Source organism: Acinetobacter towneri (assembly GCF_017498585.1).
In the GTDB taxonomy this organism is placed as follows: Bacteria; Pseudomonadota; Gammaproteobacteria; order Pseudomonadales; family Moraxellaceae; genus Acinetobacter; species Acinetobacter towneri.
In genome coordinates this window covers 1,290,445-1,315,292 of sequence record NZ_CP071766.1, presented here as the reverse complement: position 1 = coordinate 1,315,292, position 24,848 = coordinate 1,290,445, and the positions used below count along the sequence as shown (strand labels likewise).

19 protein-coding genes and 1 tRNA gene are annotated in these 24,848 nt (G+C 41.3%); 10 read left to right on the top strand and 10 right to left on the bottom strand.

The features are described 5' to 3' along the window. Window positions 1-97: 97 nt before the first annotated feature. Complete coding sequence (gene ppk1 / locus J4G44_RS06255) at window positions 98-2,179, bottom strand: polyphosphate kinase 1 (RefSeq protein ID WP_167845865.1); 2,082 nt, start codon at window positions 2,177-2,179, stop codon at window positions 98-100. Between the two features lie 133 nt (window positions 2,180-2,312). Beyond that, window positions 2,313-2,987: a monofunctional biosynthetic peptidoglycan transglycosylase gene (gene mtgA, locus J4G44_RS06250; RefSeq protein WP_004972019.1), complete on the bottom strand. Its 675-nt coding sequence runs from the start codon at window positions 2,985-2,987 to the stop codon at window positions 2,313-2,315. Window positions 2,988-3,063: 76 nt separating this feature from the next. Between mtgA and J4G44_RS06245 the strand changes: the two genes are divergently transcribed. Then, window positions 3,064-3,879 (top strand): rhomboid family intramembrane serine protease, encoded by an 816-nt coding sequence (locus tag J4G44_RS06245; RefSeq protein ID WP_179991130.1) that lies wholly within the window; start codon window positions 3,064-3,066, stop codon window positions 3,877-3,879. Between the two features lie 46 nt (window positions 3,880-3,925). Here J4G44_RS06245 and J4G44_RS06240 read toward each other — a convergent pair whose 3' ends face one another. After that, entirely contained in the window at window positions 3,926-6,415 is a 2,490-nt protein-coding gene (locus tag J4G44_RS06240) for an ABC transporter permease (RefSeq protein WP_207973522.1), read from the bottom strand. 1 nt (window position 6,416) lies between these two features. Beyond that, on the bottom strand, window positions 6,417-7,166 hold the full coding sequence (locus tag J4G44_RS06235; protein WP_004972026.1) for an ABC transporter ATP-binding protein: 750 nt from the start codon (window positions 7,164-7,166) through the stop codon (window positions 6,417-6,419). A gap of 12 nt (window positions 7,167-7,178) precedes the next feature. Between J4G44_RS06235 and J4G44_RS06230 the strand changes: the two genes are divergently transcribed. Beyond that, window positions 7,179-7,808 carry an arylesterase gene (locus tag J4G44_RS06230; protein WP_004972029.1) on the top strand — a complete coding sequence of 210 codons (630 nt, stop codon included), beginning with the start codon at window positions 7,179-7,181 and terminating at the stop codon, window positions 7,806-7,808. A 39-nt stretch (window positions 7,809-7,847) separates the two neighbouring features. On the opposite strand, the gene J4G44_RS06225 is transcribed toward J4G44_RS06230, so the two are convergent. Beyond that, window positions 7,848-8,462, bottom strand: a complete 615-nt coding sequence (locus J4G44_RS06225; protein ID WP_004972031.1) for a carbonic anhydrase — start codon at window positions 8,460-8,462, stop codon at window positions 7,848-7,850. 299 nt (window positions 8,463-8,761) lie between these two features. On the opposite strand from J4G44_RS06225, the gene J4G44_RS06220 reads away from it, so the two are divergent. Together J4G44_RS06220 and J4G44_RS06215 are read left to right on the top strand one after the other, a co-directional pair. Further along, on the top strand, window positions 8,762-9,823 hold the full coding sequence (locus J4G44_RS06220) for an alpha/beta fold hydrolase (RefSeq protein ID WP_207973521.1): 1,062 nt from the start codon (window positions 8,762-8,764) through the stop codon (window positions 9,821-9,823). A gap of 18 nt (window positions 9,824-9,841) precedes the next feature. Beyond that, window positions 9,842-10,855, top strand: a complete 1,014-nt coding sequence (locus tag J4G44_RS06215) for a hypothetical protein (RefSeq protein ID WP_207973520.1) — start codon at window positions 9,842-9,844, stop codon at window positions 10,853-10,855. A 72-nt stretch (window positions 10,856-10,927) separates the two neighbouring features. Here J4G44_RS06215 and nfuA read toward each other — a convergent pair whose 3' ends face one another. Then, window positions 10,928-11,566, bottom strand: coding sequence for a Fe-S biogenesis protein NfuA (nfuA, locus tag J4G44_RS06210; RefSeq protein ID WP_096900978.1), 639 nt, complete (start codon window positions 11,564-11,566; stop codon window positions 10,928-10,930). 157 nt (window positions 11,567-11,723) lie between these two features. On the opposite strand from nfuA, the gene J4G44_RS06205 reads away from it, so the two are divergent. The 3 genes from J4G44_RS06205 to J4G44_RS06195 all read left to right on the top strand — a co-directional run bounded on the left by J4G44_RS06205 (window position 11,724) and on the right by J4G44_RS06195 (window position 14,653). After that, entirely contained in the window at window positions 11,724-12,341 is a 618-nt protein-coding gene (locus J4G44_RS06205) for a rhomboid family intramembrane serine protease (RefSeq protein WP_004972041.1), read from the top strand. Between the two features lie 317 nt (window positions 12,342-12,658). Next, the gene (locus J4G44_RS06200; protein WP_004972042.1) at window positions 12,659-12,853 is read left to right on the top strand and encodes a hypothetical protein; all 195 of its coding nucleotides are present in this window, start codon (window positions 12,659-12,661) and stop codon (window positions 12,851-12,853) included. Window positions 12,854-13,105: 252 nt separating this feature from the next. Further along, window positions 13,106-14,653 (top strand): hypothetical protein, encoded by a 1,548-nt coding sequence (locus J4G44_RS06195; protein WP_179991132.1) that lies wholly within the window; start codon window positions 13,106-13,108, stop codon window positions 14,651-14,653. 128 nt (window positions 14,654-14,781) lie between these two features. Here the strand turns inward: J4G44_RS06195 and J4G44_RS06190 are convergent, their stop codons facing one another. Continuing rightward, window positions 14,782-16,398, bottom strand: a complete 1,617-nt coding sequence (locus tag J4G44_RS06190; protein WP_167845859.1) for an inorganic phosphate transporter — start codon at window positions 16,396-16,398, stop codon at window positions 14,782-14,784. Between the two features lie 497 nt (window positions 16,399-16,895). Between J4G44_RS06190 and metH the strand changes: the two genes are divergently transcribed. After that, window positions 16,896-20,585, top strand: coding sequence for a methionine synthase (gene metH, locus J4G44_RS06185; RefSeq protein ID WP_207973935.1), 3,690 nt, complete (start codon window positions 16,896-16,898; stop codon window positions 20,583-20,585). A gap of 325 nt (window positions 20,586-20,910) precedes the next feature. Here metH and J4G44_RS06180 read toward each other — a convergent pair whose 3' ends face one another. Next, window positions 20,911-21,969 carry a restriction endonuclease gene (locus tag J4G44_RS06180; protein ID WP_228291708.1) on the bottom strand — a complete coding sequence of 353 codons (1,059 nt, stop codon included), beginning with the start codon at window positions 21,967-21,969 and terminating at the stop codon, window positions 20,911-20,913. Window positions 21,970-22,034: 65 nt separating this feature from the next. Here J4G44_RS06180 and J4G44_RS06175 point away from each other — a divergent pair, with 65 nt between their 5' ends. Further along, entirely contained in the window at window positions 22,035-22,457 is a 423-nt protein-coding gene (locus J4G44_RS06175; RefSeq protein ID WP_179988560.1) for a hypothetical protein, read from the top strand. A gap of 104 nt (window positions 22,458-22,561) precedes the next feature. On the opposite strand, the gene J4G44_RS06170 is transcribed toward J4G44_RS06175, so the two are convergent. Then, window positions 22,562-22,651 (bottom strand) — tRNA-Ser (locus J4G44_RS06170). An 86-nt stretch (window positions 22,652-22,737) separates the two neighbouring features. Continuing rightward, window positions 22,738-23,235: a transcription elongation factor GreB gene (greB, locus tag J4G44_RS06165; RefSeq protein ID WP_004972106.1), complete on the bottom strand. Its 498-nt coding sequence runs from the start codon at window positions 23,233-23,235 to the stop codon at window positions 22,738-22,740. A gap of 363 nt (window positions 23,236-23,598) precedes the next feature. Between greB and J4G44_RS06160 the strand changes: the two genes are divergently transcribed. Continuing rightward, complete coding sequence (locus J4G44_RS06160; RefSeq protein WP_004972108.1) at window positions 23,599-24,714, top strand: MltF family protein; 1,116 nt, start codon at window positions 23,599-23,601, stop codon at window positions 24,712-24,714. The last annotated feature ends 134 nt before the right edge of the window (window positions 24,715-24,848 follow it).

Genomic DNA, 24,848 nt, shown 5'->3' with positions numbered 1-24,848 from the left:
AAAAACATAAGTATTAAATAAGCATCAAACAATTAATTAGAAACAAAAAAGAGCGATGTCTGGCATCGCTCTTTTTACCTGTTATAAATGCTTTAAACTAAACAATACTATCGGTCAGGATACGCTGCGCATTGTGTGGCTCTTCACCCTCAGCTGCTTTTACACGCACCCAAGTTCCATCACCCTGCAACAACCACGCCTGTTGATTGTCTTGCATGTAGGTCAATAAACCTTGCTCATAAATACGCTTTTTCAAGGCAGGATTTTCAATTGGGAAACACGCTTCAACACGGTTAAATAAGTTACGATCCATCCAGTCAGCACTTGAACAATAAATACGTGGATTGCCATTATTAGAGAAATAATAGACACGGGTATGTTCAAGGAAACGTCCGACAATCGAACGCACACGGATATTTTCCGATAAGCCCGGCAAACCTGGGCGCAAGCAGCAAATTGAACGGATGATGAGATCAATTTGCACACCCGCCTGAGACGCCTCGTACAATTTATTGATCAATTGCATTTCAGTCAGTGCATTCACTTTCACGATAATTTGTGCGGGCTTACCTGCTTTAGCATTGGCAATTTCTTCATCAATATAATTCACCAACTGTGCGTGCAGGGTAAATGGTGCATGCAACAACTTTTTCAGTTTTGCCATTTTACCCATGCCTGTTAGCTCTTGGAAAATACGATGCACATCTTCACACAGCTCTTTGTCTGTGGTCAGTAAACCATAGTCGGTATAAATACGCGCATTGCCTGCGTGGTAGTTACCTGTGCCTAAATGTACATAACGCACCAATTTATTATTTTCACGGCGCACCACCAAAATCATTTTGGCGTGGGTTTTATACCCCACAATACCGTACACAACCACAGCGCCCGCTTCTTGCAACACGTTAGCCACAGCAATGTTAGATTCTTCATCAAAACGTGCACGCAGTTCAATCACCGCAGTCACTTCTTTACCGTTTCGTGCAGCCTCTGCAAGCACTTGTACAATTTCAGAATCTGCGCCACTACGATATAAAGTTTGTTTGATTGCCAAGACTTGTGGATCACGTGCAGCTTCACGCAGCAAGTTAATCACGGGTGCAAAAGATTCAAACGGATGGTGTAATAAAATGTCTTGCTTTTGCATCGCTGAAAAAATATTTTCAGACTTTTTTAACACCTTTGGAATGGCGGGTGTATGTGAATCATAACGTAAATGTGGACGTTTAAAATTAGACAATAAACGCGCCAAGTTCACTGGGCCATCTACTTTATAAAGTTGTTCTTCTTCAAGATCGAACTCATCTAGCAAATAATCATAAATGGCTTTCGGGCAGTTGTGCGTTACTTCTAAACGTACCGCACGACCAAAACGGCGTGAGTTTAATTCGCCTTTTAGGGCTTTGGCCAAGTCTTCTACATCTTCATTTAACGCCAAATCTGCATTACGGGTCACACGGAATTGATAGCATCCAGTCGCAGTCATGCCCGGGAATAAGTCAGACACATGCTCATGAATAATTGCTGAAAGCATGACGTGGTGCTCTTTACCGCCTGTAAGTTCATCGGGTAAACGCACTACACGTGGTAATGAACGTGGTGCAGGAACAACCGCCAAATCAATTTGACGACCAAAAGCATCTTTCCCTTCTAAAGTCACAATAAAATTCAGACTTTTATTGACCAAACGTGGAAATGGATGTGCAGGGTCTAGGCTAATTGGGGTTAATACAGGGGCAACTTGCTCTTGGAAATATTTTTTCACCCATGCCGATTGTGCAGGGGTTAATTCACCACGACGTAAGAAACAAATGTCTTCTTCACGTAATTTTGGCAAAATTTCCTGATTTAAAATACGGTACTGGCGTTCAATAGCAGCATGTGCTGTTTTAGAAATTTGATCTAACACCTGCTTAGGGGTTAAACCATCTGGACTACGGCTTTCATTGCCCAAGTCCAATTGTTCCATCATGCCCGCAACACGAATTTCAAAAAACTCATCCAAGTTACGTGAAAAAATCAGCAGGAAGTTCATGCGTTCCAACAAAGGATGCAACGGATCGACAGCTTGCTCAAGCACGCGCAAATGGAAATCTAAAATAGACAGTTCGCGGTTAATGTAGCGATCATTATATGTATATTCTGTTTGCGCAGGAGTCGCGCCTGTTGCCGTATTCATACCCACCTATGCTTTTTTAAAATGTTTGGCACTGCTACAAGTATGCTTCAATTTTGTGACATTTTCATAAAAAAAGCCTAAAAAATTAGGCTTTGTGGATATTTTCACATTTTATAGTTTGTTTTCGCTCAATTTAGGGAATTTCCGCATAACGCATATAGCGCTGCACCATCTGTTTACGGGCTTTTAATGCCCCCGCATTACGATGTTCCTGAAAATATTTTGGATTGGTTAAAATCGCAGCCAAGAAAATTGCTTGATCACGGCTTAAACTTTTTGCACTTTTGCCAAAATAATGCTGTGCCGCAGCTTCGGCACCATAAATATTATCGCCAAATTCTACCGAGTTGAGATAGACCTCTAAAATACGCTGCTTTGACCACATGCGTTCCATCATCCATGTCGCCACAACTTCTTGCCCTTTACGCAAAAAAGATCGCTTATTGTATAAAAACAAATTCTTGGCGAGCTGCTGAGAAATTGTGGAACCACCTGCAACAACCTTGCCTTCATCTTTGTTCCGTTCCAGCGCAGTTTGAATACCTTCCCAGTCAAAGCCATGATGTTGCATAAATTTGCCATCTTCGGCAGTCACCACAGCTCGCTTTAAATTATCACTGAGTTGGTCATAGTCGCGCCATTGATGTTGTATAGGCTTACTCGGTTCAGCCCAATAATCCAAACGCATCATCATGGTCGATTGCACAGGCTGCGTACGCCACCACACCAAGCTGCTAAAAATCCATAATTGAACCAAAAGCACCACACTGACAAGAATTAACAAAGTTCGTATAAAAAAAGCTTTCATCTTGGTGCATGGCTCCTGAAGCGTTATTTTTTCGTGTTAAGCTTAGATTGATCACTACGACACAATATTCAAATATATGTCCCAACATCCCCCAAACCTGCGCAACAATAAAGTTGAAATTCACCTGTGGTGGATTACCGCAGCCCTGATTGCAATAAACGTGGCTTTGTTTGCATGGCAAGTGCTCAACGGCATGAACATTAGCAATCCTAGCCCGCAAGATGCAATACGCTGGGGTGCTGATTATGCACCTTTAACCTTTTTGGCGGAACCCATTCGCCTGTTCAGCAGCATGTTTTTTCATTTTGGTTTAGTACATTTAATGTTAAATATGTGGGCCTTGTATATTTTTGGCAGCGTCAATGAACAATTGTTTGGGCGTGTCTATTTTATAGTGTTATATGTTTGCGCGGGTTTGATGGGTAGCCTGCTCAGTGGCTATGTCAGCATTCAGGACAGCTATACCCTGCTCGAACAAGGTGTCGCTAATCCAAAGCTGTTACCTAGCGTGGGTGCAGGTGCTTCAGGTGCGGTGATGGGACTTGGAGCTGCACTGACGGTATTGGCGTTATTGCCCCAATTACCGCGCCAAAAATTTCTCTTGGATGGTAAAACCTTAGTGATGGTAATGGCACTAAACTTAGGTATGGGCTTTATGATCAGTGGCATTAATAATGCTGCACATATTGGCGGCATGCTCATGGGCGCAGCCATGACACTCATTTGGTATATTGGACAACGCAGCAAACACAGTAACTTAGTGAACGGTTTTGCGATGCTCCTTGCACCATTGGGCTGTGCTGCATTTTACTGGTATTGCCATCAACTGCTTGCCCCAATTCAACCCCTTTGGCAAGAACTGCTTAGCATGATGCAACGCAGTCTGGGTTAAACAATCAACCTTTACAGCAAGTAAAACAACATCAACTAGAGATGAATCAGGACTGATTCATCTCCCTTAAACTTTGCAGTGGCGGAATATCGCATAAATAACTTAAACGATAACGTCCAATCAAGGCACACAGCACGGTCATAAATACAGGCAAAATCAGCCAGATTTCCCAATGTGGTTGCAGCATTAAATCCATGCGGTAACTGGCAACAGCACTAATGACTTCAGCAAATAAACACGCCACTATTCCCGCTATAAAGCCCATAAAACCGATTTCCAGACTCAACATACGTTTGAGTTTTTGTTTAGAACTACCAAAAGAACGCAGTAATGCGACTTCGCGTTTGCGCTCATCCATCAGCAAGTTTAAACACGCGATTAATACCAACAGCCCAGACACACTCACCAAAATGGCTAAAATGGTGATGATCTGCACCAACACATTCACAATGCGTTTAATTTCATCCAAAATTAGGCTGACATCAATAAACACTGTGTTGGCAAATTGCTGAATCAATTGAATTAGTTTCGGTTTATCTGCTTCAGGCACATAGAAACTGCCCAAATAACTGCCTGCATTTTCATCCATAGTGTGCGGTGAAAAAATAAAGAAAAAATTTGGACTAAAGCTTTCCCACTCCACCGTACGCAGATTAATCACTTCGGCTTCAAGTATGCCTTCAGGCAAACTAAAACTGAGTCGATCACCAATTTGAATGCCCAACTCGGCAGCCGTATCTGCTTCTACTGACACTTGTCCCACTGCACTGAAATTGGCTTGCCCATTTACAATGATATTATCGGCAGGATAACGGTCAGACTGTGTCAGGTTGAGTTCGCGTCTTAACGTATTGCTTTGCTGAATTAAGGCGTCGGCAAAAGGTTGATCATTTTTGGCGACCAAACGCCCACGTATATTTGGATAAAGTGGCGTGCTGTGCCACTGCTGCTGCGTTAATTGTTGTTGAAACTCAGGCATATCAAACGGTGGCAAGCCGTAAACAAACTGATTGGGTGTTCCTTCGGGCAATTGCTGCTGCCAACGATCTAGCAGGTCGGTACGCAACACTGCAAGTACCGTAATTAAACTTAATCCTAAAGCCAATGCAGTAATTTGAAATGCAGTGACAGCAGGCGCACGAATATACACTGCGAGTCTGCCTTTAGAATGACGCAATAATTTTAATAAACTCCACACCACTCCATACAGCAATACGCACAGCGCAATAATCGCACCAATCACCCATGTACTAAGCACTAAACTTTCGGTCAAGACCACACAAAATACGATTAGACTTAGCGTCCCTGTAAGCAACATCCACCACCAAGCGCGCATGCTTTTGTCTTGTTGGCGAATCACGCGAATCGGTGCGGTATTCAGCAATTGCAATAAATTAGGCAGCACAAAACCCAACAACACCACAGCACTGGTGAGCATGGCGATTGGCAATGGCCCAAGCAACATTGCCATGGCTGAAAATTGAATTTCCAGGTGCGGAATCAGTTGCAGCATGATTTGCAACAAAGCATAGCCCAACGTCACGCCCAAAATACTGCCAATGCCCATAGCGATAATTAAGACCAAAGCAAGCAAAGCCAAATAAGCGGCTAAAATTTGTCGTTTACTTGCACCAATACAACGTAATAAGGCGATATGATCCTGATTTTGTTGCACATAGCGCTGACTGGTCAAACCAATCGCAATCCCACACAATAAAATGGTCAGGATATTCGCTAACTGTAAAAAGGTATCTAAATTGGCAATGGGGCGCATTAAGCGAGTATTGCCTTCACTGGCATTGCGTAGTCTTAAACTACTTTGTTCTTCAAAGTTTTGTTCAGGGCTGGCCGTTTGCTGTGCCTGTGCAGGCTGTTGTGTATGTGTTTTAAAATACTGCTCAAAATTTTGTGTATCTTTGGCGCTGCCTGCCAACAACAAACGGTAATCTATGCGGCTACCCACTTGAATCGCGTGGGTACGTGCCACATCGGCCTGTGAAATAATTACTGTCGGCGAAAAAACTGAAAAACCGAGTTCCTGATTAGAATCATGTTCAATTTTGGCAGTCACGGTAAATGCTGCATCGGCAATATTCACCGTTTCACCAAGTTTAACGTGAAGCAAATCCATGGCACGTTGGCTGAGCCAAATTTCACCAGATTGAATCTTGTCCGCTGCAGGACTCACCCTCAATTCACCACGTAACGGAAAATTGTGCTCAATCGCTTTGACATTCACCATCACAAATTGCGCTTGAGTATGTGCCATCGAACTAAATACAGTCACATGCGACTGTTGTAACTGATGTGCAGTCGCCTGATCCTGCCAGTCTTGCGCAATGGGCTCATTGTCACTCAGGACTAAATCACCCGCCAACATTTCTGCCGCTTGCAACGCTACCGCATTTTGAATTTGTTCATTGCTAAACTTTAAGGCCGTGGTCGCACTAATCGCTAAAGTCAGCGCAATAATCAGTAAATATACACCACTGCTTTTAAAACTCTGCTTTAACAGCGGATGAAATAATGCGTTCATTTCATCCTCCTGTTATGGCAGCAGTTGGCTTAGCTGCAAATTGCTCAACCAATTGCCCATCAATTAAGGCATAGTGACGCTGACATTGTGCCGCCAGTTTCGGGTCATGCGTGACTAACACCAAAGTTGTGCCCAACTCGCGGTTCAACTCAAATAGCAATTGCTCAATTTCAGTTGCAGTTTCACCATCCAAATTTCCTGTCGGCTCATCGGCAAAAATAATTTTAGGTTCACGAATTAAAGCACGTGCAATGGCGACACGTTGTTGCTCGCCTCCCGAAAGCACTTTCGGCGTTTGCTGTGCCTGACGTTCTAAACCGACACGTTTCAGCAAGTTGAGGGCTTTTTGTTCTGCCTCTGCATATTTAAATTTTTCCTGCAAACGTAGTGGCAACATCACATTTTCCAGTGCCGTCAAATGCGGCAATAACTGAAATGACTGGAACACAAAACCAATATGCTTTAAACGAACTTCTGCACGTTGTTCTTCGTTTAATTCTGCAATTGACTCACCACATACCACCAATTTTCCACTGCTGGCCTGATCTAATGTTGCCAAAATACCCAATAAGGTCGATTTTCCTGAACCCGAACGACCTGTAATGGCCACTTGTTCACCTTCCTGAATATCGAAGTTTAAATTCTCAAAAATGGTCAATTGTTTTTGTGCAAGTTGTATCTTTTGTGTCAAATTTTGGGCAGAAATAATCGTTTGTGGCATGATATTAGATTCTTTAGTGTTTTGAGTCATACGTTTCCCATTATGCAAAATCGCAATCTAACTAGTCGTGTCTTCCCGCGTGTGTTGCTGCTCGGACTATGTTTCAGCCCATTCGTGGTATCTGCAAAAACCATTATGATTGTAGGTGACAGCTTAAGTGCAGGTTACGGCATACAACCACAACAAGGTTGGGTTCACTTATTGCAAAAACGTTTAGAACAACAGTATCCGAAACAGCATAAAGTGGTCAATGCAAGTGTCAGTGGCGAAACCACCAGTGGTGCTTTGGCGCGTCTGCCTAAATTGCTGCAGACCCATCGTCCAGACGTTGTAGTCATTGAGTTAGGCGGAAATGATGGCTTGCGTGGACAACCGCCACAAATGATTCAAAAAAATTTAGCGAACTTAATTCAGCATAGCCAAAAAGCCAAAGCGAAAGTGGTGATTTTTGGGATGAAAATGCCGCCAAATTACGGCTCGGCGTATAGCAAAGCATTTGAAAATAACTATAAAGTGGTGAGTCAGCAATATAAAGTCAAATTACTGCCATTTTTTATGGAAGGTATTGCGGGCAATAAGCAATTGATGCAAAAAGATTTAATTCATCCAAATGCCAAAGCTCAGCCTATTTTGCTAAATAATGCTTATCCATATATCAAAGGCGCTTTATAAAGCGCCTTTGAGGAAAATCTAATTGCTGTGCGGTTCGGATTAAAAATCAAAAAAAACCACTTCACCTGTTTCCAGTGAATATTCTGCACCGACTACTTTCAACTGACCTTGTTCAATCAGGTTTTCTAAAACTGCTGAACCATGACGCAATTGATTTACCGATGCAAATACATTGGAACGTACTGCATGCTTAGACAATTTCGCCAAATCATTTTTCAGTTCAGTCTGCATTAAGGTTTCAACTGAAGGGCGAACACGGTTCACAATCGACATTAAATTTGCCGATGGTGGACAGTCTGGGCACATTAAAGTATCAATTGTCGCTTGAATTGCACCACAGTGACTGTGTCCTAAGACAACAACCACAGCACAGTCATAACGCTCTGCCGCAAATTCAACACTACCTACCTGTGATGGCGCAACCACATTGCCCGCAACACGAATTACAAAAAGATCACCCAATCCTTGGTCAAATACCATTTCTGCAGGAACACGTGAATCTGAACATCCTAAAATAATGGCAAATGGATTTTGGTCTTCTGCCATTTCTGCACGCTGTTGGTGCGACAATTGCTTCGGATGTCTGGTATCACCAGAAACAAAACGTTGGTTTCCTTGTTTAAGACGTTCTAAAGCTTCTTGAGCTGTTAGCATTCTTGATTTACCACCGATCTTTGAAGTTGCGATATTCTAAAGCCAGTTTTTATGAATGTCACTTGCAAAAAAATATGCAGCTGCGCTTTTCTTTATTCATTTTTGTTATAAATTTTTTCACTTTTTATTGAGATAGGTCACATTTTCTACCAATTTCAAAGCTTTGATCAAAAAAGCAAGGGATGACTTTCATTTTTAAACGCCTACAATAGACAGAATACACTTGTGCAATTAGACCTAAGAGCTAGTGCCTATCATTATTGGAGCCTGTTTTGGGTTCGTCAGGGGAAGACGTTTTCATGATGAAATTTATTCGATCACGTTATCTACATACGACTTTATTGGCTTTGGGACTAAGTACATCTTGCCTTGTGCAAAGCGCTGCGCCCAATCCATATACCTTCACAAAAAACAATAACGCCAGTAACAGCAACGCAACTGAACTTAAACTATTACAAAATCATTTTCAGCAACAGCGCAAACAAGCAGGACTAAGCTCTAAAAGCATTCGTGTTGGAGATGTCGTCTGGAGCTATAACGAAGGTGGCTCGCACAGCAAACCCACAATTTTATTGATTCATGGTTTGGCAGGCACACGTGATAATTGGAACCGTGTCGCGCAATTTTTAACCCCAGATTATCATGTGATTATTCCAGATTTACCCAATAGCGGTGACACCAAAACACCAAGCAATTTTGATAATTCAGTACCGAACGTAACTTCACAACTGCGTCAATTTATTGAAGCAATTGACTGTGAAGAAAACTTACATGTGGCAGGACATTCTTTAGGCGGCCCAATTGCAACATTGTATGCCTCGCAATACCCCTTTGATACGCAAAGTTTATTTTTACTCAATAGTGCAGGAATATATAAACTTGCCAATACGCCTTACACCAAAAACCCATTATCTTTAAATGACTTAATTGTGAGCAAACATGGTGATTTAGCCAACATTGCTAAACAAATCATGCAAAACCCGCCTGCTATCACCTCACAAATTCAACATGCGCAAGAAGAAGCCCTAATTTCACGCTCGGAACAAACCCGTAAAGCAATTGAGCAAATTGTCAAACTCAACCGCATTTATACTCCTGACTCATTTGCACGTTTAGCAGGATCAATTGAAGCACCAACCCTGATTTTGTGGGGTAAACAAGATCGCATTATAAATGTTGAAGTGGCGAATGAGTTACAGTCTTTACTCAAACGCGCCGAAAAACCCGTGATTCTCAATAATGTTGGACACATGCCTTTATTGGAAGCCGAAAAACAAGTCGCACAATATTATTTGCCGTTTCTGTCTAAAACACAGAACCTAAAAAATCCCCTTGCTGATAAACTGATTCCTCTAAATTAATTATTATATAAAACCTTTATGCAGAAACATCCCATCATTGAGCAACTGATTGACGCTCAGCTTGATTTTTTAGATCAAGAATTTAACCAAAGTGAAACGATACAAACTGAGTTTGTGCAGTTTTACCAATGGTTTCGCAAACAAACTTTACAAGATCTATGGACATCGGAAGCCATTCATCAACTGATTCAACAACAAATTTTAAATACACCTGCCAGTTCTTTTTTAGTGGAACAAATTGCCGAGCATATTCGTTTTGCACTGGTACACCCTGTTAATGACAGCAGTAAAATTGCCGACGTGATACCTGTGCTAACCATCGACAAAATTGCACAATATGTTGCAAGTAAAAGTGGACATCGTCAGCGTTTAATTAAAACCGTGGTGAATAATCCTGCCTTTGCCGCCATGATTACCCAACTCATTCAACATTCCATTCAAGATTATATGGATAATTCGGTGATCGCCAAAAGCGTGCCTGGTGTATCACGCTTTATGAAAATGGGTAAATCGGTTTTGGAAAGCGTTACCGATACCAATTTAGACCAGACCATTCAGCATTATTTGAAAAAAAATGTGCAGAAACTGACTCAAATGAGCGAGTCGGTGCTCAATCAACATTTTGATGATGAAAAACTGTATCACTTCCAAGCGAATTTATGGCACAAAATTAAAGACTTACCGCTTTCTGTTTTAAAAAATTATATTGAAGTGCAAGACCTATCTCAAACTGTCAATTTAGGACATGAAATTTGGGATCACTTGCGCCAAAGTGAGTATTTGAGACAGCAAGTGCATGATGGGGTGCATGCGTGGTATGTACGTAATCAAGCGCGCCCTTTTGATTTGCTATTGCACGACTTAAATATTGATGAAGCGCTAGTCCAGCAACAATTACAACAATTATTAAATCCAGTCATTCAGAAAATGATTGCTGAAGGCTATTTAAAACAACGTGCACGTCATTATTTAGAGAAATTTTATTATTCTGAAGCAGCACAACAAATTTTAAATTTACAAACAAATAATTAGAGTCTACTGGCGATTTCAGATAAAAAATAACCTCCTAAAAATTTAGGAGGTTATTTTTAGCCAGATTAAAACTTATTTAAAATAAGCACCTTCAGATTGACTGTGGTCAGTCTGATCCACCACACGCATCAATTCAGGTACGTGTTGTTTCAAGGTTGTTTCAACACCTTGCTTTAAAGTCACATCAATCGCTGAACATCCTTGGCAACCGCCACCAAATTTCAATACTGCAGTTAAGCCGTGTTCTTCATCTTCAACCACTTCAACCAAAGCACAGTTACCACCATGCCCTGCTAAACCTGGGTTAATTTCAGACTGTAAAACATAAGTAATGCGTTCTTCTACTGAAGCATCTGGGCCTACGCGTGGCACTTTTGAGTTCGGTGCACGGAAAGTCAATTGACCACCAAAACGGTCTTTGTTGTAGTCAATTACGGCATCCAATAAATACGGAATAGACGGCGTATCAATAAATGCAGGAAAGTCTGGATATTCCTGTTTGTAGTCTGTAGGTACAACTTCATCGGGCGCACTATAAGCCATGCAACATTCAGCACGCGGTGTACCAGGATTTTCCACAAAAACACGCACACCAATACCCGGTGTATTTTGCTTTGCCAATAAATCCTTCAAATACTCTTGAGCAGTTGGCGTAATCAATAAGTTTGGAATTTCATCTACAACTGCTGTGCTGCTGTTCTCAGTCGACATAACAATAATTTCCTCAAGCTGAAGTGGCTATTTTAACTGAAGATGCGGGGGAATAAAAAAAAATCAACCAAAATTGTCGGATTTATTCCTAAAGTTCGACTCAAACTCAGTTTTGATGCATTATTACAGCAGAATTCAAGTAAAAGAATAGGCGTTTATGCTCGATTTACCTTTTAATCATACCGTGACCATTATCATTATTACGGTCATTGTGTCTATGTTGGCGTTTTCCAAACAAGAATTAATGAATCGTCTGATTTTTTGGCCGCCTGCTATGCAACGTGGTCAATATGACCGCTTCATTACCCATGGTTTTGTGCATGCCGATGGTGCGCATTTGCTGTTCAATATGATTACCCTGTTTTTCTTTGGCAGCATTATTGAAAGTTTTTATCGCCAATACGTCTATGATTTAGGCTTTGTTTTATTCTATTTGGGTGGTTTAATCGCCGCGATTATTCCAAGTTATTTAAAGCATAAAAATGACCATCGTTGGGCCAGCTTAGGCGCATCTGGTGCTGTATCTGCGGTGTTGTTTGCCTATATTTTGTTTGAGCCGTGGAAGTTGATTTTCGTGTTCTTTATTCCAGTGCCTGCCATTATTTTTGCAATACTGTATGTAGCGTATAGCATTTGGTCGGGTAAACGCGGCAATTCCAATATTAATCACAGTGCGCATTTATGGGGTGCGGCCTATGGTGTGATTGTGACTATTTTAATTGAACCACGCATCTTGCCTCACTTCCTGAATAAACTGGCGCAACTGCCGTTTTAACTTTTGAAACTATAACGACTCGGTACATCTACCACTGAGTCGTTGCTACTTTAAAGAATTTTCAAATCCGTCAATAGACTGCTTTCATAAATCCGCTTAACACCATCATTTATTGCCTCTCATCTTCAGCCTCTCTCATTGGGAAAAACGACTTTCAATCGTCATTTTATGAACTGCTGATAAGTATTTTTGATTGATGAAAGCATCTGAATGATCCAATACAGCATAAAGCACACAACAAATAACATGCAGTTACTCGACAAGCACTTATACTAAGAATATAAAGACTAAAACTATCAAGCAATCAGGAGTCAGCCATGAAAAAGTTTGCACTTCTAAGCGCCCTGTTACTCAGTCTAGGATTAAGCGCCTGTGCCGTACATACCCCTGAAGGCAGTGTGGTGATTGATCCTGACCGCACGATCTACCCGAAAGGCTATTATCCACACCAACATCCGCATGGTGATGGTGATTTTTGTCCTCCAGGTCAGGCGAAAAAAGGACGTTGTTAAGCTGTTGGTCTGAGTGAATAAAACATTGTTGATACAGCATCAGACTCATTTATGATTCGAACCTAGACATTTAAACACTAACCTTTAAATCTCAACAACATTTCATTCACATTAAAAACCTTTACACTTCGTGAAGGTTTTTTTATTCAAATTTCACTCAATTTTGGTAGTTTTTGCTACCCCATATCGCAACTTGGCATAGATAATGTATACATCTGTATATTAATTTCAATTTAGTTTGCGAGTTTTTGCATGTCCACTTCTTACGATGGCTTACAGTTTCCAATTCATCCAGAAAATCATAAACCCAGCACCTCAAGCACGGGCAAACAAATTATTGCCGAAGCCTTAGCCACAGTCGATCATCAAAGCTCAGTCGATGCTTTGGCAGAAAAAAACTGGCGTAAACACTATCCAAAATACTTTAAAGCCCTCGTGACCAATGGTATTCGTGAACAAGCTAACGCAATTCAAATTGCAGAAGATGGTTTAAGAAAAGCTCATCAAAGTTTTGAGTTTTATCGTCATGAGCAAAAATATGTGCTGAAAGATGTCATGCTCTTGCCTACTGAAACTTTACATACCTTTAAATTACAAGGCAGCAGCCAAGCAGCACCCGAATGGTATGTGCCGTATCGTGGGCAAAAGTTACAAGGTCAAGCTCTACTAGATCAAATTGCAATTTGGCTAGCAGCAGGCATTATTGAACCAAGTCATGCCGAAGCGTTAAATGCTGCAATCGCGCATCCTGAATGGTTTGATTTGTCTGACCGTAACATGGTGCTATTTGGTGCAGCTTCAGAAGCAGGGCCACTCACATGGTTAGCCAAATGGAAAGCCAATATTATTGCAGTCGATTTACCAAACAGCCGTGTGTGGAATAAAATTTTAAGCACTGTGCAACAAGGCAATGCTACCTTATACGCACCAAGTACAACACAACTCGCGGCAGATACTCCATTTGACGTTTTAACAGAGCAATTGGGTGCAAATCTGCTCACGCAAACCCCAGAAATTGCACATTGGTTAGCCCAAAAACCTGAAACGCTAGATTTAGCAGCCATTGCTTATTTGGATGGTGAAAAACACGTGCGTGTTGCGATGGCGATGGATGCCATTATGCAATATGTCAGCGAACACAAAGCTGATAGCAGCCTTATGTTTATGTGTACCCCAACCGATGTTTATGCCGTTCCTGAAGAAGTGATTAGCGCATCGGCAGAGAAGTTTCAGCAGCGTTCACAAGGGCAAAAGCTACTCACCAAAAGTATTGAAACCATTTCACGCAGTCATTTCTTCCAAAAGAATCTGCATAATTTAATTGCTTCAGACAATGGTCAACATTATGGTATTGCCGACTGTTTGGTGGTTGAACAAGGGCCAAACTATGCTTTAGCAAAACGCATCCAGCAATGGCGTGCAATTTTAGCGCGTCATCAAGGACAGCATGTCAGCATCAATATTGCACCTTCGACCACCACACACTCTGTGACCAAAAATCCATTACTCAAAGCAGCATTTAGTGGCGCAAGTTTGTTTGATGTTGAAGCATTTAGCCCTGAAACCACCAATGCGATTATGGCGGCATTGTGGATTCATGACTTACGCAATCCAAACTCGGCAGCCAATCCTGAAGTGAAACTTGAGCATCCGCTCGAATTGATGATGGAAGGTGCGAACCATGGTGGATTGTGGCGCGTGGCGTATTTGGCACGAACGGCCCTACCTTTCGCTGCGCTCTATGGCTTTGCTGCAGATAAATTACCGCTGGACAAAGTCATCCAAAAATTTAAAAAGTAATGTAAACCGCTAATCTATCTATTCAAAAACTTGCCTGCAAATATTTCTCTAGACTGATCTGCAGGTATAAAAAAAGCGCTGTATCATCACAGCGCTTTTTTCAACCACTCAAAAAAGTTGAGAATGGATTAAAACACTTTTAAGAACAACCAGAACAAGCTACCCGATAAACAAATTGTCGCAGGTAAAGTGAAAATCCAAGCCGAAAGAATTGTACGCACCATTTGGAAATTCAGACCCGATTTATTTGCCACCATGGTACCTGCCACCGCACTGTTCAGTACGTGTGTAGTTGAAACTGGCATCCCCAAACCATCTGCAGCAGCAATAGTTGACATTGCCACAAGCTCGGCAGACATACCTTGACCATAAGTCATGTGCTGCTTACCGATACGTTCACCAACAGTCACCACAATACGTTTCCAGCCGACCATCGTACCCAAGCCTAGTGCTAAGGCAACGGCAACTTTGACCCAAGTTGGAATGTATTGTAAGAATGAATCTAAATGGCTGCGGTAGCTTTTAACCACTTTTTTCTGTTCTTCCGACATTTCAGGCAAGGCATTGGCTTTGTCTAAACGCTTGAATGAAGTCGTGCTTAAATACATATCATTACGCATTTCTGCTACTTCAGCTTCAGGCACATCTTTCAAGTTGCCATATTGACCCACACGCTCACCCAAATGGTCCGTTAAGCTTGCCAAAGCAGGCACGACTTCAGGAGTAATTTCTTTGGTCTGAATATAACTAGTAATAATCTGACGCGCTTTTTCATCTGGCATATCGGCATGTTGTGGATAAATCACATCAGCCGTTTGCGTTGAAAGCTGCTGGAACGATTGAATGTGGTTTTGGCCTAACTCTTTATTTAACGAGTACGCCAACGGCACAATCCCGATCAAAATCAACATGATTAAACCCATGCCCTTTTGACCATCGTTTGAACCATGCGCAAAACTTACCCCAGTACAAGTAAAAATTAGAATGGCACGAATCAGTGGTGGTGGTGGCTTATTGCCTTCAGGTGGCTGGAACAACTCCATTTGTTTCTTGAAGATTTTTTTCACCAAGAAGAACAAAATCGCAGCAAAGGCAAAACCAATCAGTGGCGAGAACAATAAAGCCTTGCCCACTTTCATGACTTGTTCCATGTCTACGCCACTTGCACCCGCACCTGAGTTCAGCAAGTAGTTCATAATCCCCACACCTAAAATCGAACCGATTAAAGTGTGCGAACTTGAAGCAGGAATACCGAAAAACCACGTTCCTAAGTTCCAGACAATCGCGGCAATCAACATGGCAAAAACCATGGCAAAGCCTGCGCCTGAACCGACATTCATAATCAATTCGACTGGAAGTAAGGCAATAATACCGTAGGCAACTGCGCCACTGGCGACCATCACCCCAAGGAAGTTACAGAAACCCGCCCACATTACTGCCACAGGTGCAGACAGGGCATTGGTATAAATAACCGTTGCCACTGCGTTAGCTGTGTCGTGGAAACCATTCACAAATTCAAAGCCTAAGGCAATGAATAAAGCGGTCGCCAATAAAATCACCGAGTACATGCTTAGCGCAGGCACGTGGGATAAGTCCGCAGACAATTGGAAACCAATATAAATAAGGGTAGAAACGATGATCGTTAAAAACACCGGCATAAAAAATTTCGGTGTAGGCACATGAACATTGGTCGATTTAGTGGTCGACTTGTGTGCTGAATCTACAGGAGTTGGATTAGAATTCATGCAAGCAGAAAAGAGGATTTAAAATCCCCTTATTGTTCAATTAAATTGTGACAATTATATGACAAAGAGCTGTTATATAAAGCAACTTTCATACTTTATTTTCACACTTTAAGCTGTATTTTTTGTGCATAAAATTAAAATTAACTTTTAAATTTAAACACTTAGAATAAATAAACCTACTTTTCTTATGCCATTCTCTCAAATTTAGATTGTTACACCTTTGTCATATTTGCCTAAAGTGTCAGACAAAATTCACCGTGAGCCAATTTTGCCTGAGCAATATGACAAAGCGATGACGCATCAAAGTAAAATCAAAATTAGAATGTTCCTCATCACAACTTTTATTTAGGTTCAAAAGCTACAGCAAAATCCTAAAAATACTGCTTTATGCACTATTTTTACGACTTCCACTCTCTCTGGTCGCTTCAAGTGCACGAAAGCCGTGCGAACTCTGCTAAAATAGCGCTCATTTCGGATTCAGTCATAAAGGGTTTTTTATGTCCACGCTTACCACCCTGAAAGCGCTTCTTGCCCAAAGAATTTTAATTATCGATGGTGCTATGGGTACTATGATTCAACGCCATCAATTGGAAGAAGCCGATTATCGTGGTGAGCGTTTTGCAGATTGGGCACATGACCTCAAAGGCAACAATGATTTATTGGTACTGACCCAACCGCACATTATTCAGGGTATTCACGAAGCCTACTTAGATGCGGGTGCAGACATTATTGAAACCAACAGCTTTAACGGCACACGCGTTTCTATGTCTGACTATCACATGGAAGATTTGGTTCCAGAAATTAACCGCGAAGCAGCGCGTTTAGCCAAAGCTGCCTGTGAAAAATATTCAACACCAGACAAACCACGTTTTGTGGCAGGTGTACTTGGGCCAACATCGCGTACCTGTTCAATTTCACCAAATGTAAACGACCCTGCATTTCGTAACATTAGCTTTGATGCACTCAAAGAAAACTATATTGAAGCTGCGCATGCCTTAATTGAAGGTGGTGCAGATATCCTGCTCATTGAAACTGTATTTGACACCTTAAACTGTAAAGCTGCGATTTTTGCGGTCAAAGAAGTGTTTAAACAGCTCGGGCGTGAATTGCCGTTGATGATTTCAGGTACCATTACCGATGCTTCAGGACGTACCTTAACGGGTCAAACTGCAGAAGCTTTCTGGAACTCGGTACGTCATGGCGATTTACTTTCAATTGGTTTTAACTGTGCTTTGGGCGCAGATGCCATGCGTCCACACGTCAAAACTGTTTCAGACGTGGCCGATGTATTTGTTTCAGCTCACCCGAACGCAGGCTTGCCAAATGCCTTTGGTGGTTATGATGAAACCCCTGAACAAACTGCAGCCTTCTTAAAAGAATTTGCAGAAAGTGGTCTCATCAATATTACAGGTGGTTGTTGTGGTACAACGCCTGACCACATTCGTGCAATTTACAATGCAGTAAAAGACATTCCACCACGTAAAATTCCAGAAATTAAACCTGCTTGCCGTTTAAGTGGTTTAGAACCATTTAACATTTATGACGACTCATTATTTGTGAACGTGGGTGAGCGTACCAACGTCACAGGCTCTAAAAAATTCCTACGTTTAATTCGTGAAGAAAACTTTGCCGAAGCTTTGGATGTCGCACGTCAGCAAGTTGAAAGTGGCGCACAAATCATCGACATCAACATGGATGAAGGCATGCTCGATTCAGAAGGTGCGATGGTGCACTTCCTGAATTTGGTGGCATCTGAGCCTGATATTTCTCGCGTACCCATCATGATTGACTCATCTAAATGGGAAATCATTGAAGCCGGCTTAAAATGCGTACAAGGTAAAGCTGTTGTTAACTCCATTTCCTTAAAAGAAGGATATGATGAGTTTGTCGAAAAAGCCCGCCTCTGCCGCCAATACGGTGCAGCCGTTATTGTGATGGCTTTTGACGAAGTGGGACAAGCCGACACAGCAGCACGTAAACGTGAAATTTGTAAACGCTCTTATGATGTGTTGGTCAATGATGTTGGCTTCCCTGCCGAAGACATTATTTTTGACCCGAACGTGTTTGCAGTTGCTACTGGTATTGAAGAACACAACAACTACGCAGTCGATTTTATTGAAGCCACAGGCTGGATTAAACAAAACCTGCCGCATGCCATGATTTCAGGCGGTGTATCGAACGTATCTTTCTCATTCCGTGGTAACGAACCTGTACGTGAAGCCATTCACGCGGTATTCCTATATCACGCTATTCAGCAAGGCATGACCATGGGGATTGTCAACGCAGGTCAGTTGGCAATTTACGATGACATCCCGAAAGAACTGAAAGAAGCAGTTGAAGCCGTTATTCTGAACCAGAACCAAGGTGAAAGCGGTCAGGATGCCACAGAAAAACTGCTAGAAGTGGCAGAAAAATATCGTGGTCAATCAGGCGCACAAAAAGCCGAAGAAAACTTAGAATGGCGTAGTGAATCTGTCGAAAAACGTCTTGAGTACGCTTTAGTTAAAGGCATCACCACCTTTATTAATGAAGACACCGAAGAAGCGCGCCTGAAAGCCAAACGTCCATTAGATGTGATTGAAGGCCCGTTGATGGATGGCATGAACGTGGTCGGTGACTTGTTTGGTGCAGGTAAAATGTTCCTGCCACAAGTGGTGAAATCTGCCCGTGTGATGAAACAAGCCGTTGCATGGCTCAACCCGTACATCGAAGCTGAAAAAACCGAAGGTCAGTCTAAAGGTAAAGTCTTGATGGCAACGGTAAAAGGTGACGTTCACGACATTGGTAAAAATATTGTGGGCGTAGTCTTGGGCTGTAATGGATACGATATTGTCGATCTCGGTGTGATGGTACCTGCAGAAAAAATCCTGCAAACTGCCATTGACGAAAAAGTCGATATCATTGGCTTGTCTGGTCTGATTACCCCATCTTTAGATGAAATGGTTTTTGTTGCCAAAGAAATGCAGCGTAAAGGCTTTAACATTCCATTGTTGATTGGTGGCGCAACCACATCTAAAGCACATACTGCAGTTAAAATTGATCCACAGTTCTCAAACGATGCTGTCATTTACGTTGCCGACGCTTCGCGTGCCGTTGGTGTTGCGACAACCTTACTCTCTCCTGAAATGAAACCTGCTTTTGTTGCAGAGCACCGTGCGGAATACGCTAAAATTCGTGAACGTATTGCCAACAAGCAACCGAAAGCTGCGAAATTGTCGTATGCAGAAGCCATCGACAATGGTTTGAAAATTGATTGGGACAACTATACGCCCGCAGTACCAAACTTAATTGGGACTCAAGTGCTGACTAATTATCCACTTGAGACCTTGTTGCCATACTTTGATTGGACACCATTCTTTATTTCTTGGAGTTTGGCGGGCAAATTCCCGAAAATTTTGGAAGATGACATGGTGGGCGAAGCTGCAACCGACTTATATAACCAAGCGCAAGCCATGCTCAAAGATATTATTGCAAATAATCGCTTTGATGCACGTGCAGTCTTTGGGATTTACCCTGCCAACCGTTCTGCGGCAGATTCAGTACAAGTATATGATGCAGCACGTAATCAAGTAACGCACACCTTCCATCATATTCGCCAACAGTCTGACAAAGTCACAGGCAAACCAAACTTGTCTTTGGCAGACTTTGTTGCAACTGCAGAGCAAGGGCAAGATTACTTGGGCGGCTTTACCGTGTCGATTTTTGGTGCGGAGGAAATGGCCAATGAGTTTAAAGCCAAAGGGGATGATTATTCTGCCATTTTGGTGCAGTCTTTGGGTGACCGTTTTGCAGAAGCATTTGCAGAGCATTTGCATGAGCGTATTCGTAAAGAATTCTGGGGCTATCAGCCGAATGAGCAGCTAAGCAATGAAGAGCTGATTAAAGAGAAATATGTAGGGATTCGTCCTGCACCGGGCTATCCTGCGTGCCCTGAGCACTCTGAAAAAGCCACACTGTTTAACTGGTTAGGTTCGACTGAAAAGATTGGCACACAGCTGACCAGCAGCTTTGCGATGTGGCCGCCTTCATCTGTGAGTGGCTTCTACTATGCCAACCCTGCTTCTAAGTACTTTAACGCAGGTAAAATCTCGTTAGATCAGCTTGAAGATTACGCACAGCGTAAAGGCTGGAGTTTAGATGAAGCGAAGCGTTGGTTAGCTCCAAACTTGGATGATTCGATTAATTAATTGCTTTATGCCGCTTGGGTAGTACATCGGCCCATGCGCTCTACATAATGTCATTTCAAAAACCAGTGAATTGTAAAATTCACTGGTTTTTTGTTAAAAGGAAGTTTTAGCTAAATTGCATCAAATTATTGGAAGATCGTAATCCCCCTAAAATAAAATAATCTAAAAGTAGAATTTTCTTTTAAGATTCATGTACGTATGACTACATTAAATAAATTTACGGACTTAGACAGACCACATATCCGAGTTGTTACTTAAATTTGAATGGATTTCGGAAAATTCGGCTTCTGAATGTTTAGGCAACAAATCCTGACGATACCAGGAATTAGTCACCAATATCAGGAATAAAAACCTGCTTTAAAGGGATTAAAGCTCTATATTGTGGTTTAAAATCTTCATAATAACGATAAATTAACTCTACAATCTCTTTACCATCAATAAGTCTTAACCGTGATTTATTCGTAGCTTTACTCTTTGCTTGATTACTATAACTTCCAAGATTAACAAATAAAGCATATTCGCCATCTTCAAGAGTACCTAAAAGTTGATTTATTTCAGGTAAGCCATTAGATGTTAAAGTTTTTTTACATTGAACCTTAATAATAGGGGGTTCGAAGCCAAGTGTATCCTTGTGAGCAATAACATCAACACCGCCATCACCCGACCTCTGAGTAACCCTAGCAACATACCCCATGCATTCAAGCAAATGAGCGACAAATTCTTCAAACTGATAACCGTTTAAATGTTGATGTAATCTGCGAATAATAAAATCTTCAGTTGAATATTTTGCTGTTTCATTAATTACTTTAGTTACTGTTTCATCATCGGGTATTTCTTCTTGTTCTAATTCTTGCTCTTGTAACTCAACTATTGGGTCTTTATTTATTGTAGCTTGGTATTCAATACCTACAGCATTTAAAAAATCACCTGCTGTTTTCTTAATTTCAAACAACGTAATGTAAGCACCAATTTCATATAACGCTACTTGAGAAAAATTGTTACGTGGGACTCCATTAGGTGTTAGCCATGTTACAGGACGACGATTTAAATAAGCATCTTCGTCTTCAGAATTAGCTCTCTCATAATCTCCACTAATAATACCAATATAGACCAATCTATCCGATTTGCATGGGTATACCACATAATCTCCTGTTTTTACCACATGCATAAATCTGTAAATTGTGGCTACCTGAGTTCGGATAGAAGGCATTGAAGAATCAGGTTGCTTTGCTTGCAAAGCAAATTTAAAGGCTTCCCTATCAGCATCAATCTGACTTAAATCACCTAACTCTGACCAGCCAACTCCAATGTAATTTTTTTCAACTGGCTCAGTTCCAACATGTACGCCCATGTGTACACCCCAAACAGTCGGAGTATCAGACATTTATTAACCTTAAATACTTGTAATTTATGCCGTTCAGCATATCTTAAATAAGGATTAATTTGAATATGAGTATTATTGTGGGTATCGTTTCTGAGTTTAAAAAATTTGATGCTGATCTTAAAAATCCGAACTGGTCAGTATCTTCAATTAGCTCTAATAATGAGCTAATTGTTAGTTTATGGGGTCATAAACCTTTATTATCTAAACATCCAACTGAAAGAAAACAGGTTTATCGTGACCGTATTGATAGATGGTCTGGTAATGGACGTAATGAATTTAAGAAAAACCTTGATCTTGCATTAGAAGAAAAATTAAAAATTAGACCTATTATAGCTATGCTCGATAAAAGCTCGGATTTTCAAAATATTTTAGATGGCAAAGATGGCAGCCAATACCCTAAAAGATTTAATGCAAAAACCAATTGGATCGGTGAATTAACTATTTGGGATGGTATCCAATTTGAGATTGTATTTAGTCTTGAACAATAATTTAAACTCAAACCAAGTTTTTATTATGCTTACTACGGGCTTACCTTGCATAAACCCCAAATACAACAAAGCCCTGAGTATGTCAGGGCTAAGTCATTGATATTTGGCGGAAGCGGTGAGATTCGAACTCACGGAGGACTCACACCCTCGTCGGTTTTCAAGACCGGTGCATTAAACCGCTCTGCCACGCTTCCAATGGCGGCTATCATATAAAGAAAAATTCAGCTTGGCAAATATTTTCTAAAAATTATGATCCAAATGTTCAAAATAAAATCAAAAATCAGTCATTTTCTGCAATTTCAGGCTTTTCATAGCGTATCGAATTAATAAACCAGCTCTTTTTGCCTAACGGCGTCTGCACTTCCACCTCATCATCTACCTGTTTAGACAACAAAGCTCTAGCCATAGGTGAATCAATCGAAATATGTTGTGGATGATGATCATAAATTTCATCCACGCCCACAATTCTCAAGGTCTTTTGCTCGCCTTGTTCATTTTCAATTTCGACCCATGCGCCAAAATATACTTTACCCTCTTGTTCTGGTGCAAAATCGACAATACGCAGCTCTTCTAAACGCTTGCCCAAATAACGTACCCGACGGTCAATTTTACGCAAAAGCTGTTTGTTATATTGGTAATCTGCGTTTTCAGAGCGATCGCCGAGACTTGCCGCCCAGTTTACTTTTTTGGTGATTTCAGGGCGTTCTTCATGCCACAAATGCTGTAACTCTGCCACGAGTTTATCGTGTCCAGAACGTGTAATTAAGTTAGATTTCATGGTGTTTTTGCAGCCGATTTTTTACATTTGGTTAACATCAATCCTATATTTTATTGCATTTTTATACACAATAAAAATTTATAAAATTTATTTCTCAATGAAATGAATATCTTATGTTACATTTTTCAAAAAATTTATGTACAAAATTTGACATCCAAAATTTTCATCTTTATTATTCGCACATCTTTTAGTTTTGATCACTTTTTAACCTGTGTATAAATTTTACACATTTTCCCTTTAATCCCAAGTCATTTTGAATGACGTCATGACTGCCCAACCCTTATTGAATTTATCAAACTTGAAAAAGTTTAAGGTGTGTTGCCTTTGCTTTTTAGGGCATAAATTACTTGTAGCGGAGCCAACATGCACAGTAGTTCAACGTCTGGGTCTAGGCTTAGCCTTCACTCATTTTTTAATCGCCTCCCATTCAAAGTCCTCGCTTTCAGTACTGTTCTTCTCCCATTCCACAGTATTAACGCAGGCAAAGCCGTTCATCAATTTGACAGCGTCGTCAATCAGAACAAATTGACCGTTGTGTCTGTGGAAAATCCAACCACAGTGTTTAAAGATGGACAACATTTACATGGCTTTGGTTATGACCTTGTGCGTAACTATGCCGACAGCATGAATGTGAAACTCGAATTTAAAACGGTAAGCGACAATGCGACCGCTTTAAAATGGGTGTCTTCTGGTAAAGCGAACTTTGCCATGACCACGTCGAGTATCCAAAGCATCGAAAAGCAGCAACTCACGGCATTTTCTGCCAGTTGTGGCGATTTAAATACTTTAAAGCGTAATGGTTTAAATAGTGAGCTGAACTGGGTGTTTAAACACGCAGATGATCCTCTTAGCCAAACCGCAAGCAACTTTGTTTGTCGTGGCAAGCAAAACGGCTCAATTACCCAATTGGCTTCATTTTATAATCGTAATGTGGTCAAACAAGAATCGTGGGATGTAATCCAGCGGGATTTGCGTAATCGTTTACCTTTATATAAGGCCAACTTTAAAAAGACTGCCACGCAGTACGATTTAGACTGGCATCTTTTGGCGGCAATTGGTTATCAGGAATCTTACCTCAAACCCAACTCGGTTTCGCCAACAGGTGTTCGCGGTATTATGATGCTGACCAATAATACAGCCAAAGCGATGGGCGTAAGCAACCGTACCGATCCTGCACAAAGTATTCAGGGTGGTGCTAAGTATTATGACCAAATGCTGAGCCGTTATGAGCATATTCCATTTCCTGATCGTAACTGGTATGCCCTAGTCGCTTATAACATGGGTCCTGGTGCAGTCAGTCAAATTCAGAAGCGTATTCGCTCACAAGGCAAAAACCCGAACAATTGGGTTAACCTATATGCGTATTTAGACCGTAACAAAGCGAGCAACGGTCGTTATCGTCAAGCAGTGCAATATGTGACTCGTATTCGCGCCTACCTTGAGCATATTAAGACCACACCGCAATTGGTGAATATCTAAAATTTACCTCGCGTGATTGAGTTGCAGTGTATATCAGCTGCAATTCAAACATGAATAATGCGCTGTTAAAGCTGCAGTGCATAAAAAAGCCTAGTTGATACTTCAGCTAGGCTTTTTTGTACTATAGCGGGAAA

Bases quoted from the DNA above. Each gene is read 5' to 3' on its own strand.
- ppk1 (WP_167845865.1), bottom strand. From the start codon at position 2,179: ATGAATACGGCAACAGGCGCGACTCCTGCGCAAACAGAATATACATAT.
- mtgA (WP_004972019.1), bottom strand. From the start codon at position 2,987: ATGAAAGCTTTTTTTATACGAACTTTGTTAATTCTTGTCAGTGTGGTG.
- J4G44_RS06245 (WP_179991130.1), top strand. From the start codon at position 3,064: ATGTCCCAACATCCCCCAAACCTGCGCAACAATAAAGTTGAAATTCAC.
- J4G44_RS06240 (WP_207973522.1), bottom strand. From the start codon at position 6,415: ATGAACGCATTATTTCATCCGCTGTTAAAGCAGAGTTTTAAAAGCAGT.
- J4G44_RS06235 (WP_004972026.1), bottom strand. From the start codon at position 7,166: ATGACTCAAAACACTAAAGAATCTAATATCATGCCACAAACGATTATT.
- J4G44_RS06230 (WP_004972029.1), top strand. From the start codon at position 7,179: ATGCAAAATCGCAATCTAACTAGTCGTGTCTTCCCGCGTGTGTTGCTG.
- J4G44_RS06225 (WP_004972031.1), bottom strand. From the start codon at position 8,462: ATGCTAACAGCTCAAGAAGCTTTAGAACGTCTTAAACAAGGAAACCAA.
- J4G44_RS06220 (WP_207973521.1), top strand. From the start codon at position 8,762: ATGATGAAATTTATTCGATCACGTTATCTACATACGACTTTATTGGCT.
- J4G44_RS06215 (WP_207973520.1), top strand. From the start codon at position 9,842: ATGCAGAAACATCCCATCATTGAGCAACTGATTGACGCTCAGCTTGAT.
- nfuA (WP_096900978.1), bottom strand. From the start codon at position 11,566: ATGTCGACTGAGAACAGCAGCACAGCAGTTGTAGATGAAATTCCAAAC.
- J4G44_RS06205 (WP_004972041.1), top strand. From the start codon at position 11,724: ATGCTCGATTTACCTTTTAATCATACCGTGACCATTATCATTATTACG.
- J4G44_RS06200 (WP_004972042.1), top strand. From the start codon at position 12,659: ATGAAAAAGTTTGCACTTCTAAGCGCCCTGTTACTCAGTCTAGGATTA.
- J4G44_RS06195 (WP_179991132.1), top strand. From the start codon at position 13,106: ATGTCCACTTCTTACGATGGCTTACAGTTTCCAATTCATCCAGAAAAT.
- J4G44_RS06190 (WP_167845859.1), bottom strand. From the start codon at position 16,398: ATGAATTCTAATCCAACTCCTGTAGATTCAGCACACAAGTCGACCACT.
- metH (WP_207973935.1), top strand. From the start codon at position 16,896: ATGTCCACGCTTACCACCCTGAAAGCGCTTCTTGCCCAAAGAATTTTA.
- J4G44_RS06180 (WP_228291708.1), bottom strand. From the start codon at position 21,969: ATGTCTGATACTCCGACTGTTTGGGGTGTACACATGGGCGTACATGTT.
- J4G44_RS06175 (WP_179988560.1), top strand. From the start codon at position 22,035: ATGAGTATTATTGTGGGTATCGTTTCTGAGTTTAAAAAATTTGATGCT.
- greB (WP_004972106.1), bottom strand. From the start codon at position 23,235: ATGAAATCTAACTTAATTACACGTTCTGGACACGATAAACTCGTGGCA.
- J4G44_RS06160 (WP_004972108.1), top strand. From the start codon at position 23,599: ATGCACAGTAGTTCAACGTCTGGGTCTAGGCTTAGCCTTCACTCATTT.